This is a genomic window from Martinezella dioscoreae, assembly GCF_009176305.1.
Classification (GTDB): domain Bacteria; phylum Pseudomonadota; class Alphaproteobacteria; order Rhizobiales; family Rhizobiaceae; genus Rhizobium; species Rhizobium dioscoreae.
On sequence record NZ_BLAJ01000002.1, the window covers coordinates 512,683 to 529,847 of the forward strand.

General features: G+C 57.5%; 14 protein-coding genes and 1 pseudogene. 8 read left to right on the top strand and 7 right to left on the bottom strand.

The annotated features are described in order from the left end of the window. Positions 1 to 36: 36 nt before the first annotated feature. From lhpI to GDN47_RS31945, 3 genes are all read right to left on the bottom strand, one after another. A complete protein-coding gene (gene lhpI / locus GDN47_RS09000) occupies positions 37 to 1,734 on the bottom strand; it encodes a cis-3-hydroxy-L-proline dehydratase (protein ID WP_152093103.1) in 1,698 nt (565 codons plus the stop codon). Positions 1,735 to 1,806: 72 nt separating this feature from the next. After that, entirely contained in the window at positions 1,807 to 3,051 is a 1,245-nt protein-coding gene (locus tag GDN47_RS09005) for an NAD(P)/FAD-dependent oxidoreductase (protein ID WP_152093104.1), read from the bottom strand. Beyond that, entirely contained in the window at positions 3,051 to 3,209 is a 159-nt protein-coding gene (locus GDN47_RS31945; protein WP_156090750.1) for a hypothetical protein, read from the bottom strand. The genes GDN47_RS09005 and GDN47_RS31945 overlap by 1 nt, the downstream gene beginning before the upstream one ends. A gap of 301 nt (positions 3,210 to 3,510) precedes the next feature. Here GDN47_RS31945 and GDN47_RS09010 point away from each other — a divergent pair, with 301 nt between their 5' ends. Continuing rightward, entirely contained in the window at positions 3,511 to 4,548 is a 1,038-nt protein-coding gene (locus GDN47_RS09010) for an Ldh family oxidoreductase (RefSeq protein WP_152093105.1), read from the top strand. A 91-nt stretch (positions 4,549 to 4,639) separates the two neighbouring features. On the opposite strand, the gene GDN47_RS09015 is transcribed toward GDN47_RS09010, so the two are convergent. From GDN47_RS09015 to GDN47_RS09025, 3 genes are all read right to left on the bottom strand, one after another. Continuing rightward, the gene (locus GDN47_RS09015; protein WP_113329489.1) at positions 4,640 to 5,602 is read right to left on the bottom strand and encodes a dihydrodipicolinate synthase family protein; all 963 of its coding nucleotides are present in this window, start codon (positions 5,600 to 5,602) and stop codon (positions 4,640 to 4,642) included. Positions 5,603 to 5,726: 124 nt separating this feature from the next. Then, a complete protein-coding gene (locus tag GDN47_RS09020) occupies positions 5,727 to 6,428 on the bottom strand; it encodes a GntR family transcriptional regulator (protein WP_113329490.1) in 702 nt (233 codons plus the stop codon). Between the two features lie 99 nt (positions 6,429 to 6,527). Continuing rightward, on the bottom strand, positions 6,528 to 7,694 hold the full coding sequence (locus tag GDN47_RS09025) for a GGDEF domain-containing protein (RefSeq protein ID WP_113329491.1): 1,167 nt from the start codon (positions 7,692 to 7,694) through the stop codon (positions 6,528 to 6,530). 268 nt (positions 7,695 to 7,962) lie between these two features. Between GDN47_RS09025 and GDN47_RS09030 the strand changes: the two are divergent. The 3 genes and pseudogenes from GDN47_RS09030 to GDN47_RS09040 all read left to right on the top strand — a co-directional run bounded on the left by GDN47_RS09030 (position 7,963) and on the right by GDN47_RS09040 (position 9,922). Continuing rightward, positions 7,963 to 8,838: pseudogene (locus GDN47_RS09030) on the top strand (ornithine carbamoyltransferase). Between the two features lie 141 nt (positions 8,839 to 8,979). Further along, positions 8,980 to 9,420: a hypothetical protein gene (locus GDN47_RS09035; RefSeq protein ID WP_113329492.1), complete on the top strand. Its 441-nt coding sequence runs from the start codon at positions 8,980 to 8,982 to the stop codon at positions 9,418 to 9,420. Between the two features lie 76 nt (positions 9,421 to 9,496). Then, entirely contained in the window at positions 9,497 to 9,922 is a 426-nt protein-coding gene (locus tag GDN47_RS09040) for a DoxX family protein (protein ID WP_113329493.1), read from the top strand. 899 nt (positions 9,923 to 10,821) lie between these two features. Here GDN47_RS09040 and GDN47_RS09045 read toward each other — a convergent pair. Continuing rightward, entirely contained in the window at positions 10,822 to 11,358 is a 537-nt protein-coding gene (locus GDN47_RS09045) for a hypothetical protein (protein ID WP_152093106.1), read from the bottom strand. A gap of 922 nt (positions 11,359 to 12,280) precedes the next feature. Here GDN47_RS09045 and GDN47_RS09050 point away from each other — a divergent pair. From GDN47_RS09050 to repC, 4 genes are all read left to right on the top strand, one after another. Further along, the gene (locus GDN47_RS09050; RefSeq protein ID WP_152093107.1) at positions 12,281 to 12,757 is read left to right on the top strand and encodes a ProQ/FINO family protein; all 477 of its coding nucleotides are present in this window, start codon (positions 12,281 to 12,283) and stop codon (positions 12,755 to 12,757) included. A 467-nt stretch (positions 12,758 to 13,224) separates the two neighbouring features. After that, positions 13,225 to 14,418 (top strand): plasmid partitioning protein RepA, encoded by a 1,194-nt coding sequence (gene repA, locus GDN47_RS09055; protein ID WP_069610191.1) that lies wholly within the window; start codon positions 13,225 to 13,227, stop codon positions 14,416 to 14,418. Between the two features lie 4 nt (positions 14,419 to 14,422). Next, positions 14,423 to 15,424 carry a plasmid partitioning protein RepB gene (gene repB, locus GDN47_RS09060; protein ID WP_113329496.1) on the top strand — a complete coding sequence of 334 codons (1,002 nt, stop codon included), beginning with the start codon at positions 14,423 to 14,425 and terminating at the stop codon, positions 15,422 to 15,424. Positions 15,425 to 15,579: 155 nt separating this feature from the next. After that, a complete protein-coding gene (gene repC / locus GDN47_RS09065; protein ID WP_152093108.1) occupies positions 15,580 to 16,887 on the top strand; it encodes a plasmid replication protein RepC in 1,308 nt (435 codons plus the stop codon). The last annotated feature ends 278 nt before the right edge of the window (positions 16,888 to 17,165 follow it).

Sequence of the window (17,165 nt, forward strand, 5' to 3'; positions counted from 1 at the left end):
GAAAACGTCGCACCGATGCGTGGAAACAGTGCACCGTCATTCCTCCCAAAGCCAGTCCGGCAACCCCGCTGCAACGCGCCCGACGACAGCCGCCTCAACACAATCGGCAAGGCTGCCAAAGCGCACGGCGCGTCCGCTGAGCCCCGGCCCGTAATGCGCATACTTGCCCGAATTGGTCATGACCGCACGCGTGCCGGGCGGAAAGACCGGCTCGGAGATCGAGCACCAGCAAAGGTCGGGCAAAACCTGCACGCCGCTGCCGCGCAACCGCGCCAGTGTCCCGTCCATCTCCGCAGCCGCGATGACATCGCGTCCTGCCGTGACGATGACCATTACCTCAGGCAAGCGGCGTCGGCCGGCAAAGGCGTCGGCGAGCATATGACATTCGGCAAGCGAGGCATGCGGGCTGCCGATGGCGACAAGCTCGACGGCTTCCGGCCCCTCGTTCAGTATTTTCCAGGCGGCTGCCATGTCGGCGCGTGTGATAGTCAGGCGATCGGCATTCGGATCGTGAGCATCGACAGCCTCCGGCGTCACGCCATCGACATGCAGCATGGGAGCAGCAGACGTCGTGCCAAAGGCAGCGCAGAGCGCCTTCAGGTCGTCGCGTGACGGATGTCCTGCGGCAAGACCACGCAGCAACGGAATGCGATCGGGAGACGCTTTTCCGGCAAGATAGCCGATGAGCGGCCAGAAAGCATCGTCGCGACCTTCTGAAAGTTCAACGTCGAGGATACGCGTCGCCTTGCGATTTTCATCCAGATATACGCCCGAAAGCGGCGCGCGACCTGTCAATGCAATACAAAGATCGAGGAAATCGGGATGCTTGGCGGTGCGCGCGCCCAGCACGCTGTTGGCGAAGATGACGGCATTGGACTCCGCCCAGCCGATGGCCTCCCCGGCGCCCGGTGCGCCGTCGAGCAAATAAGGAGAGCAGGTGAAGGTCGGGCGGCAGCCCATGCGCACATAGGCATCCGCGAGCCGCGCGGCGGGATCGCCAAAATCCTCCGGCACGCCCTGCGATCTCCAATTGGTGCGATCGACCGAAATGGCGTTCATGGTGGTAGGTATCCGCACACGCCCGCCGAGCTCAGCCATTTTTTCGGCGAAGGTCAGGTTGGCCGGGCTTGCATAGATACATCCATCGATATGGCCCTGCGTCACGTCGATAAGGGAAGTGGCACCCTGCTGAGCCGCCATGGCGGTCAATATGCGCATGGCCTGAGCAGCCGCAACGCCTTCGCCGCCCTCCAGCATGGACCGGTCGGCCTGCGTCAAGGAAAGCCCGGAGATAGCAGGTGGCAAAAGGGGCATGGTCTCGCCATCTGCGACGACGGCAGCGGTTTCGACCTTGACCGTTTTTGCCTGCGCCAGGCGCACAAAGACATCCGGATGGAGCCGCACGACAGGCAGCTGCCGGCCGAACATTTCGGCGGCGACAAGTGCGCCGAGCGTCAGCACATCCTCGGCTTCGCAAAAGATCAGGGCAGCCGGCGCGCGGCCCGTCAGCGCGAGATCGAGCAGCACGCCGGAGCCGCTGCAGGAGCCACGGCTCGAAGGCATCATCAGAATTGCGCCGGTGAGACATTCGCCATGCAGCGGATGATGGATATCGATGACCTTTCCGGTGGCCGGATCGACCCCACCCCAGAAGCTGAGGGCCTCTTGCGTGGCGATGACGCGGCCCTCCGCCGTGCCACCCATGATGCTGCGAGCCGATGCCGTGTCGTTCATTTCATCGTGGGTCCATATGCGAGAGGATTGTAAGCACCGATGTGGCAATGCACATCGGCATGTCTGTTTGCATTAGAAGCGTTGCGGCGAGAATGGCGTCAGATCGATCGCCGGTGCCTTCCGTGTCAAAAGGTCGGCGACAATACGCGCCGTGCCGGCCGATTGGGTCAAACCGAGATGACCATGGCCGAAGGCATAGATCACGTCCGGCGTCGCCTTGGCGCTGCCGATCGCAGGCAGGCTGTCGGGCATCGATGGGCGGAAGCCCATCCATTGCACGCCATCTTCCGGCTTGAGACCGGTCAGGAAAGTGCGCGCCTTCTGCAGCATGGCTTCGGAACGGCGAAAATTCGGCGGCAAGGCCAATCCGCCCAGCTCCACCGCACCGCCGACACGAATGCCGGTCGAAAGTTTGCTGACGACGAAGCCATGGCCGCCGAAGGTGATCTGCGTGCGCAGGTCGAAGGCATCGGCCGGAAGCGTCGTGTTGTAGCCGCGCTCGGTTTCGAGCGGTATGTGCTCGCCGAGCGTCTTGGCGATCCGATGCGAGAAGGCGCCGGCGGCCAGGACGACCTTGCCGGCCTGGCGCAGCTTTCCATCCGCAGCCACCACCTCGACCCCAACCGGAAGCGCCCGAAGCGACGAAATCTCCGATGTCTCGATGACGCCGCCGCGGCTGCGGAAATGCTTAGCCAGCGCCAGCGTATAAAGCTTGGGATCGGCAATAGAATACCATCCAGGCGTAAACGTGCCGAGGATGAAGCGCGACGCCAACCCGGGCTGGATCGCCGCCATCTCGTCGGCTTTCTTCAGATGCTGGAATTCGATGCCGTGATTGCGGCGAACCTCCCAGCCTTGCAGCGAAGCGCGAAATTCCGCCTCGCTTTCATAGACCTGGAGATTACCCTCCTTGCGCAGCATGGAGAGCGTCTCCGTCGCGGCGAGAAAAGGCTCAAGTTCGGCCTTGGAAAGATCCATCAGGCTTGTCTGCGCCGCCGTGGAGTGGGCCACGCGTGAGGGCTGGCAGGCACGCCAGAACCGAAACATCCAGGGCGCGATCCTGAGTGCATAGGCAGGCGGCACCGAGAGCGGCCCCAGCGGATCGAGGAGCCATTTCGGCGCCTTTTTCAAGATGCCGGGGGACGCCAGCGGCAGGATATCCGTGAAGGCGAAGGCACCGGCATTGCCGGCCGAAGCGCCGGCGGCCGGCCCCTCGCGGTCGACGACAACGACGCTCAAACCGCGCGACTGAGCCGCAATCGCGGCGGATAGGCCTATGACGCCGGCCCCGATGACGATAACGTCCGGTTTTGCCATCAACGCACGCTCGCGAGAGATTTCTGCTGATACTGCGGCGCGCCGAAAATCTGTTCGGACTTGCCGATCTCGGTCATGACGCTCCGGTGGAAAGAGGCAACGCGATCGGAGACATCGCGAGCAGGCGCTGGTCCAAGCGTTAGGCAGATCATGGTCATCCCTCCTCCGATGCGGGATCAAGCGCGGATATTACGTCATCAGACAACATATGTTCCGGCGCCATGGCAAGCGTTCTTGTCGGAAGGATCAAGAACGTCTCGGCAACGCCGGTGCGGATCCGTTTTACCGTCATTTCTTCGGCTGCAGCGACCAGATATTTGCGGGTGACGGCAATTCACTGGCCTTCCTTAGCTGAAGCCGAAAAGCGCGACGGCATAGCATGTCGATTTTTTGTATTCTTTTTGTATTTATAATTTTCAAGTCTATGATGCAAGCGAGCATAATATGGGAGAACCGAAATTGACTGACGTGATCACCCTGACGCCTGATGCGCTGCGAGGCCGTGTCGAAGCGATCCTTTTAATAGCCGGCATCAATGCGCAGCAGGCCGGTGCAATCGCGCGGGTGATCGTCGCCGGTGAACGTGACGCCTGCAAGTCGCACGGCATCTACCGCATCGAAGGCGTGTTGCGTGCGGTCAAGGCTGGCAAGGCGCGGCCGGATGCGGTGCCGCTGCTGGAAAAGCGTGAGGATTCCGCCATCGTGCGGGTGGACGCCAAGAGCGGCTTTTCCAATGCTGCTTTCGAGCTCGGCATGCCTGTGCTTGCCGAACGGGCTCGCCGCTTCGGCATTGCCGCACTCGCCATCAACGACTGCACGCATTTCGCAGCGCTCTGGCCGGAGGTGGAAGCCCTGACGGATCGAGGCCTTGCCGCCTTTGCCATGTGTCCGAGCTATTCCACGGTGGCACCCGCCGGAGGCACAGCGCCGCTCCTCGGAACCAATCCCTTCGCCTTCGGCTGGCCGCGCCTCGATAATCCGCCTTACGTCTTCGACTTCGCGACTTCGGTTGCCGCCCGCGGCGAGATCGAACTGCATCGGCGCGCCGGCAAGCCCCTCCCCGAGGGCTGGGCGATCGATGCCGAGGGCCAGCCGACCACGGATCCGGAAGCGGCACTGGCCGGCGCAATGCTGCCGTTCGGGGGGCATAAGGGGTCGGCGATCGGCACGATGATCGAGCTTCTGGCCGGCATCATGATCGGCGACTTCACCAGCCGCGAAGCGCTCGATTATCTCGGCTCCACGGCCTTCGCACCGCGGCACGGCGAACTCATCGTCGCCTTCTCGCCGGAGGCCTTCGCTGCTGGTCGACCTGGAAATCCGCTCGCCCGTGCGGAAGTGCTGTTCGAAGCGATTGTCGGCCAAGGCGCGCGCCTGCCGTCGCAACGCCGCTTTGCCGCCCGCGCTCGCGCGGAAAAGGACGGTATCCCGCTGACAGCAGAGGAAATCCGGCAACTCGATCGCCTTGAGAAACTCGGCCTAGACGCCGTAGCTTGAGCAATATCGAAATGTAAGTGAAAGCCAACGTAAGGTAACAAAAAGAGGCCCATTCGGGCCTCTCATGTTTGGGTTTAAGCTTGCGACCGCCTCAGGCCTTGTACTTTTCCACGGCACCCGGAAGCTTGCTCCATTCCGCATACCAGCTGTTGAACAGCTTGAACTGCGCTTCGACATAGCCGCGCTGGCTATCGTTCAAGATGTCGCTTTCGTTGAAATGCAGCTCATATTCCTTGTCTCCCTTCAGCACCATCATATGCTTGAAGAAGAGAACCAGATCCGGACCTTCATCGAAAGAAGACAGAACGGCAAGCGCCTGCTCCAGCTCGAGCGCGCGCTGGCGCGCATCGACGTCGCCCTTGGCGGCCGCCTGGGCAAGGTTGCAGAGATGAACGACTTCCCTCGGCAACACGTTGCCGATGCCGGTAATGGCGCCGGTTGCACCGCAATTGACGAAGCCGTGGAAGACCGCCGTGTCAACACCGATCATCAGCGATACGTCATCGTCGCGGCTGGTGATGTTTTCGGCGGCATAGCGCATATCGGCCGGGCCGCCGAACTCCTTGAAGCCGACGAGATTGGCATGTTCAGCGCGTAGCGCGAAGAAGAGATCGGCGCGCGTTGCAAAACCATAGTAGGGGCTGTTGTAGATGACGGCCGGAAGATCGGGGGCGGCCGACAGGATCGCTTTGAAATGCGCCTTCTGGGCGGCGATCACTGAGCCGCGCGACAGCACGCGGGGGATGACCATCAGCCCCTTGGCACCGACCTTCTGGGCATGGGTAGCGTGGGCTACGGCCGATGCCGTATTGACGGCGCCGGTGCCGACGATGACGGGTACGCCCGCTTTGGTCAGCCGATCGACGCCCTCCATGCGTTGCGCATCGGTCAGAAGCGGCCAATCGCCCATCGAGCCGCAATAGACCACAGCCGACATGCCCTCGGCGATCAACTGCTTGCCCTTGCGCACCAACGCATCGAAATCGGGACTGCGATCGGCTTTGCACGGAGTCATCAAGGCCGGGATCACCCCGGAGAAAATGCTGGACTTCATCTTTCTATCCTCTTGGGCCGGGGGTGGATCGGCTATCAGCCCAGCTGCATCCGCCACCGCGCCTCACCGTTTTCGCAGCATTGATATACCTTTGTATTTATTTTGTCGACAAGAAATATGCAAATCAAAGGCTGACGTCGAGACGGTCCCCGCGCATCAGCAATTTCTGGATTTGGGCGACGATCTGCTCAGCATGTTCGCGCGCAAGGCGCTCGGCAAGTTCCGTATCCCGCGCCTCGACAGCGGCAATGATTTCATCGTGCTCCTCGACGAAACGACGCGGCAGACGATCGTCGTAGGATTGGTAATAGAGGCGCAGGAGGCGCCGTCCCTCATCTAGCAATCGCGAGAAGAGGCTGGTGAAATAGGGGTTGCGGCCAGCCTCGGCGATCGCGAGATGAAGCGCGGCATTGGTGGAGATCATGGCGAGCGCATCCTGCGCTTCGACGGCATCGGCGAACTCAGCCTGAAGCGCGCGCACACCTTGAAGATCTTCCGGACGATGATATTTGGCGGCAAGCTGCGTTGTCACCCGATACATCAGCACCAGCGCATCGAAATAGCTATGCATGTTGAGAAAATCGATCTGCGAGACCATGGTCGAGCGGTTGGGCAGCGTATCGATCAACCCCTCGCCTGCCAGCCGCACGAGCGCCTCGCGGATCGGCGTGCGCGACATGCCGAAGCGTTCGGAAAGCTGCACCTCGTCGATGGGGCTGCCAGGCGGCAATTCGAGATCCAGAATTTCGTCCCTCAGGATATCATAGACCACCTTCACGCCGGAGCCGCGCTTGCGCTCGTTTCGGAGGCTTGTTTCATTATCCATGGCTAACTGACCTCTTCTTTCAGCGTGAGAAATAAAGGGGCATGCCAGCTAAATCAACGCCGCTTCCCGGCATTCGGGGCCTTTACCAAAAATCGAGGATTACGCCGAGCGAACGTAAACTTCGGCGACAAAGTCGCTGCTCGCATCACAGACCCGGTTTCGTCCGCCTGCCTTCGCCAGATAGAGGGCACGATCCGCTTCGCGACAAAGCTCGGCTAGCGACCTGCATTCCCGGCTCACCTTCGAAATGCCAATGCTCGTCGTCACCACCACATCGACACCGAGATCCGGAAATCGGGTTCGCTGAACAGCTTCTCGAATGCGCTCGGCCTGGATAAGCGGCTCTCCTGCTTTCAAGGGAAGAAAGATTATGAACTCCTCTCCTCCCTGCCGCGCGAAAATGGCGGACGACGGCAGAATCGCCTCTATTGTTCGCGATACTGCAACGAGAACTTCATCTCCCGCCGCATGACCCCAACGATCATTGAAATGCTTGAAGTGATCGATATCGAGATAAAGAATGGCATCTCCATCCCGAAGCCGTGCGGAAGCGTTCTCGTTGAAGAAGCGGCGATTATAAAGACCGGTCAGGCCATCTCGCTCGGCTGTTTGTCTGAGTTTTATCTGTTGGCGCTCGCTTATGAAAATGACGATCGACAGCGCCAGCACGAACTTGGAAAGGATCATCAGCAGGAAGCCGCTCGCCACATCGAGAAGGACAAAGGAATGGAACGAGAACTCGAAGGCCATTATCAGCGATAGCAGGCTGCAGGCCAATAATATTGCGGCAACGAATTTTCTGATCGGCAGCGGTTCGCGAAAGGAATCCTTGAATATGACGCTCGCCGCGCCGGCAAGCATCACGCTGCCGAGGGAATTGAATGTCACCGCCCGATATGTATTGTTCAAATGAAATGCCGTGAAAGCTCCGACAAGCAAAGTCAGCAGCGCAGGCAGCAATGCAAGAGCCGGTATCACCTTTCTGTCGGGATCGCTGATCACTACGAAAGATGAGCCGAGCAGTGAATATCCAAGCACGGCGCAAACGAGATTGATAAGGCTGAGAGGCGCATAGAATGCCGTATAGGTTTCGGCATATCCGGCCAATGTTGATGCCGCAGCGAGAATTACGAAACTTGAGGCAAGCAGACCAACGCCGCGGCTTTCATTCGAGCTATATTTCAGATAACCCAAAGTCACCGCACCAGCGATATAGGATGTCTTTTGGAGAAAGAGCACCGTCGGCATATCTAATTCATTGATCATCGAAAACTACCAAAGCAGCCGGAAAGCATCGCGGCCTCGATACTCCGAACGATCTAAAGATTTTGCCAATGGGGTTGCTAAAGATCTTGAAAAAGCAGCATCTGCGATAAGTCTTCGCCGAAAGCAGATCACCGCTATGGGCGGGACTGGCATCAAGGCAACACCGGTCGGCTGACGCTTCTCCGCCATTGCGCCGGATCGAAAACTGCCTAGGGTAAACGCCTCGCCTCCGTTGCAGAAAGCTGCCGAATTCAACCTTGAACACGCTATGAATTTTATGTCGAACAGAGATTTTCTCGAGTTTCACTCGTTGCCCCCGAGCGTTATCCTAGGGATTATTGACCGGGCAGACCAACTTGCAAAGCATTGGCATGAACGCACGATGCCACAAGCCCTGTTCGGCAAGCGCGTGGGCATCATTGTCGACGACACGGGATGGAGAAACACGACCGCTTTCGATCTCGGCGTGAAGGCGATGGGCGGCATATCTGCTCAACCTCTCATCAGCTTCAGTACTCGCGAACCCACAGCCGATCTAGCGGGCTACCTCGATAATTGGCTTGATCTTCTTGTCGTCAGGACAAAAGAGCTTGCTACTCTGCATGAGCTTGCTGCCGCCGCGGAAGCACCCGTTATCAATGCCCGAACAAGAACCAATCACCCTTGCGAAACGCTTGGCGATCTTGCCTATATCAAGAGCGTAAGAGGAACGCTTGATGGCCTCAAGGTTGTCGGAATTGCGCCAGACGCCAATATATTGAGATCATGGGTCGAGGCATCACGATCGATGCCGATGCACGTCGTCCAGGTCTATCCGGAGCGCTGGCACGTCACCGACCCGGACCTTCTGAACTCGAATTTTGAAAGCAGCAGGGACATTCGCCATCTGCTCGATGCGGACGTCATCATTACCGATTCATGGCCAACGGACGCAGAAGAAGATGCGTTGGCTGAGTATCGGGTGTCGGCTTCGCTTCTCAACGAAGGAAAGTAAGGCGCTATCTTTTTGCCATGCCCGCTAGTCACGAGAGGTCAGGAACTGACGGCGGATGCAAAGCTGCATACAGCCTGCCAAAGCCGATTGGCCAAGGCATTTTTGCTTCATGCCCAGAATGCCTTGATTGAGTGGATGATGACGTCGTAATCGTCGATGACGACATGTCTTGCGATGCGACGCAAATAGCGACCACGACTCTGATTGGTTTTCGAACTTTGAAGCGACGGAAGAGCTTTGGCTATAAAGGCGCCTGCGTGACATAAATCCTGAAAATCGGAACCGCGGACAATGATCTGGTTTGATGCCGCTCTTGAAAAGCATGCTGACGATGATCTTCTGCGGCGTTCCATCGCGACTGTACTCAGTGTCGATACCGACAGCGTGGACGTAATCCACGACATAGCGCAAATCGCGGATATGCCGGCAACATGCCTCGTGACGTCGGAAGCTTTCGATGACTATTCGCAGACCATCAGCATCTATCACTCCAGTGATCTGCACCCGCCGCTTCTTCTGGACGCTGCCAGCCAACTGGCACGACTGCTCCAGAGATCGCTCCTGGTTGCCAACGACGAGACAACGAATCCCTATTCTTTCATTCTGATATCCGGCGCCGGAGAGCCTTCCGTCGTTCTGGTGGATCCGGACGCACTCGACGAGAACGATCGCTACGTCATTACGAGCCATACTTCCGGCATAAGCGGACAATCACGGGAGTCCGGCAAATAATTCTCATCCTCCCTGTCGGAATCACCTTCGGTTGGCCGTCCTTGGAATATCAACCGCGTCAACCTGGAGGGATATCGTGGAAAACGCTCAATCAATTTGGCAGACAGCCGCCGTTCTCATCGCGCGCCTCATCTTCACCGCCGTCTTTGTGATGGCCGTCTCGTTCAAGTTTATGGATATGGGCGCGACTGCGAGCTACATCGCTGCCGCCGGCTTTCCATTTCCATTATTCTTGGCTTGGTGTGCCGCAATCCTTGAAGTGCTGCTTGCCGTTGCTTTCTTGACCGGTGCTTTGTTCGTCCCGGCTACGCTCGTTGCAGCCGTGTATGTCATCTTCCTCGGATTCTCATTCCATGGTCCGGGCCGTTGGGCCGGCAACCAAGCTGAATTCGGCTTCTTCGTGGATCACTTCGTTTTCGTAGCGGGACTGCTCTTCGCCGCCGTGCATGGGCCGGGAAACGTATTTGCCCTCGGGTGGACGCCTTGGTCGGAAAGGATATGAAGCAGTTTCAGCATGATCTGAAGCTGGCCGCACCATTCCGTTTTGAGGTGAGATGGGTAATCCGCTGGCGCAAACTTGCAGCGCTGAGGTCGCATAACGAGGCACTAGCAGCTTGGAATCTGCTCGACGAACCGATGCTGCGATAGGTGGAGCAGATTTGGAGGCATAAACGCGCTTTCCAGACCATCCCACATAATTCGTGAGATGGCGCCCCCGCATTTAGGCACCGTCCCCGTTTAGCAAGCCTATCTCTTAAGCGAAGCGAATTATCCATACGATGAGGAGCATGTCGATTAGCAATGCAATCACCAGAAGGAGGCCTATGAGCTTTCGTCGCTCTACCGTCTCCCTGGATTCAATTTTGAAAGCCGCTTTGTAAGCGTTTTCGGTGTCTCGGTCACTCACTGGTCTAATAGAATTTCGAGGGCGCGTCATATTGACGAGGCCGCATGTGACGAAGATGAAAAATAATAGTAGATAAGGGGCCATCTCAAACGCAGCCTTTGCTGTCCAGCCACTTGCAATTTCTCATCAGATAAACAGGTTTCACCATCCATCGCAATTGAAAGCCGCCTGCGCAAAGCGAGGCGGTTTTGCATTGCCAGAAATTTGCCCCACGTACGTTGCTGCTGCCTGGAAGCGTCAAGCCGCAGGTTTCACAATAGCTTGAGATTATAGTTAATACTTCGCTTAGCCGAAGCTATTTAAGATTTTACTTCCGCCACACGCCAGCATCTCTGCAATCGGGTTTGGCAATCCGAGAGACCCGATACCGAACTCTCGAACCGAGAGCCACTTCGGAGAAACAGATTGCGCCCCAAGGTTCCTCTTCCGCGGAGGACCATTGCCGTTGCCTTCCAACCGTAGGAAAAAGCAGCGGCCCCATACCCTGGCGCGCACTACTTCGGCGGTGATTGCATGCTCTTCATGGCTTCGAGGTCTTCATGCGAGACGAACTCGCAAGCCAGCAGGGTCTTGCCCGGGAAGGCCGCGGATTCGCGGGCGACCACGGAGACTACTCCCATCTCGGCCGCGGGCTGCTCAGCCTTACGCAAAGCGCGCCCATATGACTTCGTTGCGGTGCCGAAGAGATTGCCAAGCCCATCCGGTGTCAGGTGATAGGTCTTAGCCAGATCGTCCGCTCGCAAGCCCTCGACCAGAATGCCGAAGCTCGTTCCGGCGAAGACGATTTCACTCGTCTTGAAGCCTTGGCGGCCAAAGTCCGTAGACATTTTGTATACGGCAGCCGTCATGAGCGACGTATCCGCCTTCGCGAGCTTTTCAGCCTCATCATACATCTTTGTCGCGCTGGCAGTCGAATAAGGCGGCTTGCAAAGGGCGGCGTCGAAGAAGGAAGCTTTGTCGAAAGCAAACGCACTCGAACCGAGCGTGAGTGAAACAACGACGCCCAGTGAAAGGGATGCTGCTATGCTCAAGAAGACTTCCCCCAATGACTGACGAGCCGTTCGAACTTGGATCGTGTCGACCGTGCTGCTGTATCTACCGCTACGATCGCCGCCAGCCAAGCCGCCCATAGCAACTATCTCCAGATTTTTTACCGGGCTCACAGATTAGATGACGACGGTTGCGGAATGTGCTTCAACCTGCGAGAAAACGCACCCTGATATAGAGCAGCCCTCTTCAATGGACCGAAGGGCATCGGTTTGGCTTGACGACGCAAGACGCGATTTGCGCGTTCCCGCGCGATACCCGCCCCTGCCCTCGATGGCTTCATTCTTGCAACCGCTTCTCCGTCTGCAGCATCCCTCAAATACGAATGCTCCCTCGCTGCCTTGCCGATGAAAGATGCTACTCGGCGCCGGAGAATTGCAATGAAGAGCCTCGGACATTTGAAGCCAACCGCTGGCGTGGAGCAGCGAAGGCCAAACCCATGCAATACTCTGTTACACCACGCCGCGCGGACCATTCGAAGGACGCAGCTTCACCAGGCAACCTGAACAACCGCAAATATAAGGAGTACCGTCGACCCATCGCCTATTGACCGTGACTTGCTCCGCTAGCATTTGGTTTGCAGCCGCCCGAATAAAAGGCCCCTCCCCTTTTGAACACACCAACCCGCGCAAACCAGAACCCTGCGACATTTTCGCAGGCAGCTTGTTACAAATTCGGGATTGAGGGAAGATGCGCCGCGTACGCGCTACCTATCGCGGCTTCGCGAAAGCTAGCCGTCCAACTATAAAAATCTCGTTAACCAAAAACTTGCTGCAGGCTGCACCATCTCATATATGAACGTCGGCTTGGCGTGAGGGCGAACAAGCGGGACAGATTTCTTTGCCATCCCGTCAAAATCACTTCACAATCAGTCCGTAATGGAATTGCACGCAGAGGAACGATTTGATGGAAGAACCTTGGACAACCAATCGCGAGCCGATCGTGGCGACCGAACTCGATGTCAAGAAGGCAGCCGCGATCAACACGCTCTTGCTTCGCCCCATCGCTATCCTACCCGCCAAAGCCGGCGATCCTATCCGTCCTTTTGCGCTTGGCCTCTGGAATGAAATCCGTCCGCTTTTGAAACCTGGCGTGCCAGTCATGTCTCTGCGTCGCTCCACCAGCGCGTTTCTGCATTCCAAACGATATTATCATGCCTGCGCCCAGCCGGATTCCATGCGGCACGACCTCGCCGGCAATCCCGTCGAGCCGCTTTCGGCCGAAGACAGGCTTGCCGCACAGCAGCGCCTGATCACGCTGCGCCAAACGCAGGCTAAGGCTGCGGCCCAACGCGAAGAGCCGCCACCACCGCCAGCTTTGAGCAAAGCAGAACTCATTCGAGCCTCCCTCCTCGGCCGACGCTCCGATCGCGCCGCCCGCTGATGCGCCTGGGCGCATCGCCTCATATCCTCCTCGCCTTCATTGTAACGACCGTAATGGAAACGCTGCGCCCTTGGCGTGGTGGTGCGGCGATGCAATTGACAGCAGCTCCGGCTGCGTCCCGGTAGTCCGCGGACTACCGGCCCATCAAGCTCATTCATGAAGTGACACGCTTGGGCGCGATCAATCCAGAATCCTGTTGGCCTTCAGTGAAAGTGGTCCGCGGACCACTCGCCGTTCGTCCATGAAAATCGGGATGCGAATCGCTATCCAGATCGGCCGTACCTAAATCGCCGAAATAGTAAAGCGGCATCGGATCGAACGTCGCTGTACGCTGTTGATGCGTAAAAACGCATCAAAAACTGCCTTTTATCTAAGCATTTGTAAAACGGACACGAATCGGAGCATATTGTAACTGCGTAGTTCAGTAGCATTCTGTCACAATTGCGCAGTTAATTGGGAAAACAACCATGCAGCCGAGTCTCGTGCTACAAGAAGATCAAGAGCACCTTCCAACGCTTCTGGCGACAGATGCGCAGGAATTGTCTTATCAGCTCCAGCAACATCAGGCAAAGATCTTCCCGCCTCAGTCACAGAAAACTATGCGGATGTTTTCGCCGGCCGAAGCTGCAGCCTTCATCGGCATCGGTGAGGGCTATCTTCGCCAGATCGCAGCCGAAGGCCATGGACCCGACCCGCTTTCCAATGGGCGCCGGCTTTATGCCGCCGAGGATATGGACCGCATCCGCAAGGTACTGGATGAGCGCAACGGGACACCTAAATATGTTCCCTGGCGCAGAGGGTCGGAAAAGCTCCAGATCATCTCGGTCATGAATTTCAAGGGCGGTTCGGGCAAGACCACCACCGCCGCTCACCTCGCCCAATATCTGGCGCTGAGGGGCTATCGCGTGCTGGCCATCGATCTCGATCCGCAGGCCTCCTTGTCTGCCCTCTTCGGTCATCAGCCGGAACTCGATGTCGGTGAAAATGAAACTCTCTATGGCGCCATCCGCTATGAAGAGCCGCGTCCAATCGCCGATATCGTCCGCTCGACCTATACGCCGAACCTGCATCTGATCCCCGGCAATCTCGAGCTCATGGAGTTCGAGCACGAAACGCCGCGCGCAATGGCGGCAGGTCGTGCGGAGACCATGTTCTTTGCTCGCATTGGTGAGGTTCTGACCGAGATCGAGAGTTTCTACGATGTCGTTGTCATCGATTGCCCGCCGCAGCTGGGTTTCCTGACGATGTCTGCGCTCTGCGCCGCGACGTCGATCCTCATCACCGTTCATCCGCAGATGCTCGACGTCATGTCGATGTCGCAGTTCCTGACGATGACGAGCGAGCTTATGTCCGTGGTCGAGAATGCCGGCGGGCGCACCAGCTACGACTGGATGCGCTATCTCGTCACTCGCTTCGAGCCGAACGACGGGCCGCAAAGCCAGATGACAGGCTTCATGCGAGCCATCTTCGGCAATCGCATGCTGCAGAATGCCATGGTCAAATCGACGGCCGTTGCCGATGCCGGTGTCACCAAACAAACGCTTTATGAGGTCGATCGTGCCCAATTCACCAGGGGTACCTACGACCGGGCTCTGGATTCGCTCAATCTCGTCAACAGCGAGATCGAGATGCATCTCCGCCTGACCTGGGGAAGGAAATAAATAGATGGCGCGCAAAAACCTTCTTGAAATCTCGGCGCCGAACACGGCGCGCACGGATGCGCCAGCGGCAAAGGACAATCGCCCGATTGCAGGCTTCCTGCCGCAGGCGAGGGGTGGTGGTCCGGTGGGCGGCATTACGAGGACACTCGGAAACATCACGGAGAAGATGGAACGCGCCAGCGACCTCGAACGGCAGCTGGCGGAAGGGCAGACGGTCGTCGACATCGATCCCGATGTCATCGACGGATCCTTCGTTACCGACCGCCTCGAAATAGATCCCATTGAGCTCGGCCAACTGGTTGAGCAAATACGCGAGCACGGCCAGCAGGTTCCGATCCTTGTGCGACCGCATCCGGAGTCCAAGGGGCGCTTTCAGGTTGCCTACGGTCATCGTCGTCTGGCAGCCGCGAAGGAACTCGGCATCAAAGTGCGCGCTGTCGTCCGTCAGCTCACGGATGACCAGCTGGTGGTTAGTCAGGGCCAGGAAAATAGCGCACGCACCAATCTTTCCTATGTCGAGCGAGCGTTGTTTGCGTTGCGCCTCGAGCAGCGTGGTTTCGGCCGCGATATCATCATGGCCGCACTCGGTGTGGACAAGGCAGCGCTTTCCAAGATGCTGATCGTCACGAGACAGGTGCCTCTGCCGCTTATCAGCGTGATCGGGCCTGCTCCTGAAATCGGCCGCAGACGTTGGCTGGAACTGGGAGAACGTCTTGAGAGCATCGCTTCCGAGCCGATCATTGCCGAGTTGTCCGCGGACAACTATCGGAAGATGTCTAGCGATGAGCGCTTCCAGCAGGCACTCGCTCTGGCAACAGGTAAGCCCGCTTCTGGCAAGAGCACTGCAGCTCCCTCATCCATAGCCGGAGTTCCGGTAACCTTTAAGCGAACGCCGGCGCGCGCCACTTTTGTTTTCGACAGCAAGGCTGCGCCCGGTTTTGACGAGTTCGTGCAGGAGAGACTGCAATCTCTCTTCAACGAGTTTCAGCAAGGAAAGGAAACGTAACCCGCAAAAGAAAAAGGCCCCCAAACGACGTCGTCGTGGAAGCCCTTCTCTGATCTTAAGCAAATCGAGAATCGCATTTCCCCGAATCACAGTCAAGAGTCTTTGACGCCGTTTTGGTGAGCTGTCTTCTTTTGCCACAACGTAGGTGAAAGAAAATGGAAGCCGAATATGTGACGACGCCTTTTGGGCGGCGGCCGATGACGCTTGCCATGTTGATGGCTCAAAGACGAGCCGAGCATGGGAAGCGCATCAAGTCCGTCGACAAATGGAAGATTTATCGCGCGCTCTGTGAAGCTAAGCCTCTTCTCGGGGTGACGGATCGTGCGCTTGCAGTTCTCAATGCGCTCTTAAGCTTCTATCCGAAAAACGAGCTATCGGATGACGCCAACCTGATCGTGTTTCCCTCGAACGCGCAGCTCTCGTTGCGCGCCCATGGGATGGCCGAGCAGACCATTCGCCGCCACTTGGCTGCGCTTATCGCTGCCGGGCTTCTGGTACGCAGGGATAGCCCCAACGGCAAGCGTTATGCTCGTCGGAGCAGGGTAGGGGACCTCAATGAGGCCTATGGCTTCTCATTGGCGCCTCTTCTCGCACGCGCCGAAGAGATCGAGCATCTCGCCACTCGGGTTGCGGCCGAACGGCTCCATATGCAGAGCTTGCGCGAGCGTATTAGCCTCCACAGACGCGATATCGCCAAACTGATCGAAACTGCCATTGCCGAAGCTGTGGAAGGCCCTTGGGAAGCCGTCTACGTGGCTTTCCGTGCGTTGATTGACGGTGTTTCGCGATCTCCCACCGCAATGGAGCTGGACGTTCTCCTGGATAAACTCTGCCGCCTGCACGACCAAATCATCAACCAATTGGAAACACATGTAAAAGCCACGAAACTAAGCGGCAATCCCTATCAAAATGAGCGGCACATACAGAATTCAGACTCCGAATCCCTAATTGAATCTGAAACCGAGGCCGGACAGCAAGAAATGCCACTGGACGAGACCGTATTTCCACGGACAACACCACAGACGCCCGAAGCGGCAACATCTCCGGGCGTTATCGGACCAACATCCTCAACAATGCGCAGCTTTCGCGTTGAAGCTCGTAACAAGACTGCGATGGAGCTAAAGTCCTTCCCACTGGATCTCATTCTCCGCGCTTGTCCAGACATCATGTCCTATGGACCAGCAGGGACTATCAACAACTGGCGTGATCTGCTTGCAGCCTCGATCATCGTCAAATCAACACTCGATATCAGCCCTGGAGCCTATCAGGAGGCCTGCAGGATCATGGGGACAGAAAATGCTGCCACCGTCATCGCCTGCATCCTCCAACGCGCCCCATACATCAATTCAGCCGGCGGCTATCTTCGCGATCTGACCCGGCGAACGGAGAAAGGAGAGTTTGCGATCGGTCCCATGCTTATGAGCCTTCTGCGGGCAAATACGACCGCGCCAAAGGTGGCCTAGCCGGTTCTAATTTCAATGTGGAAAGATTGATATCCGGTTCCACCTAGGCCTCGATACGGAGCGCTGGTTTAACGCAGACCTGATCAAGTCTGCTGAGACGCATCGACCACGGTTTTGGTTGATGCGAAAGACGGCGCAGCCCTCCTATAGGGCTAACGGCAGGAAAGAGAGGGATAGCTTCTGATTGAGGCTTTATCTCAATGAAATCAATCGGCTAGAGGCTGTGTAAAATTCAGCCAGGTCAGCCGAAGTAAGTCATAGGAGGCGTTCTTATCGTC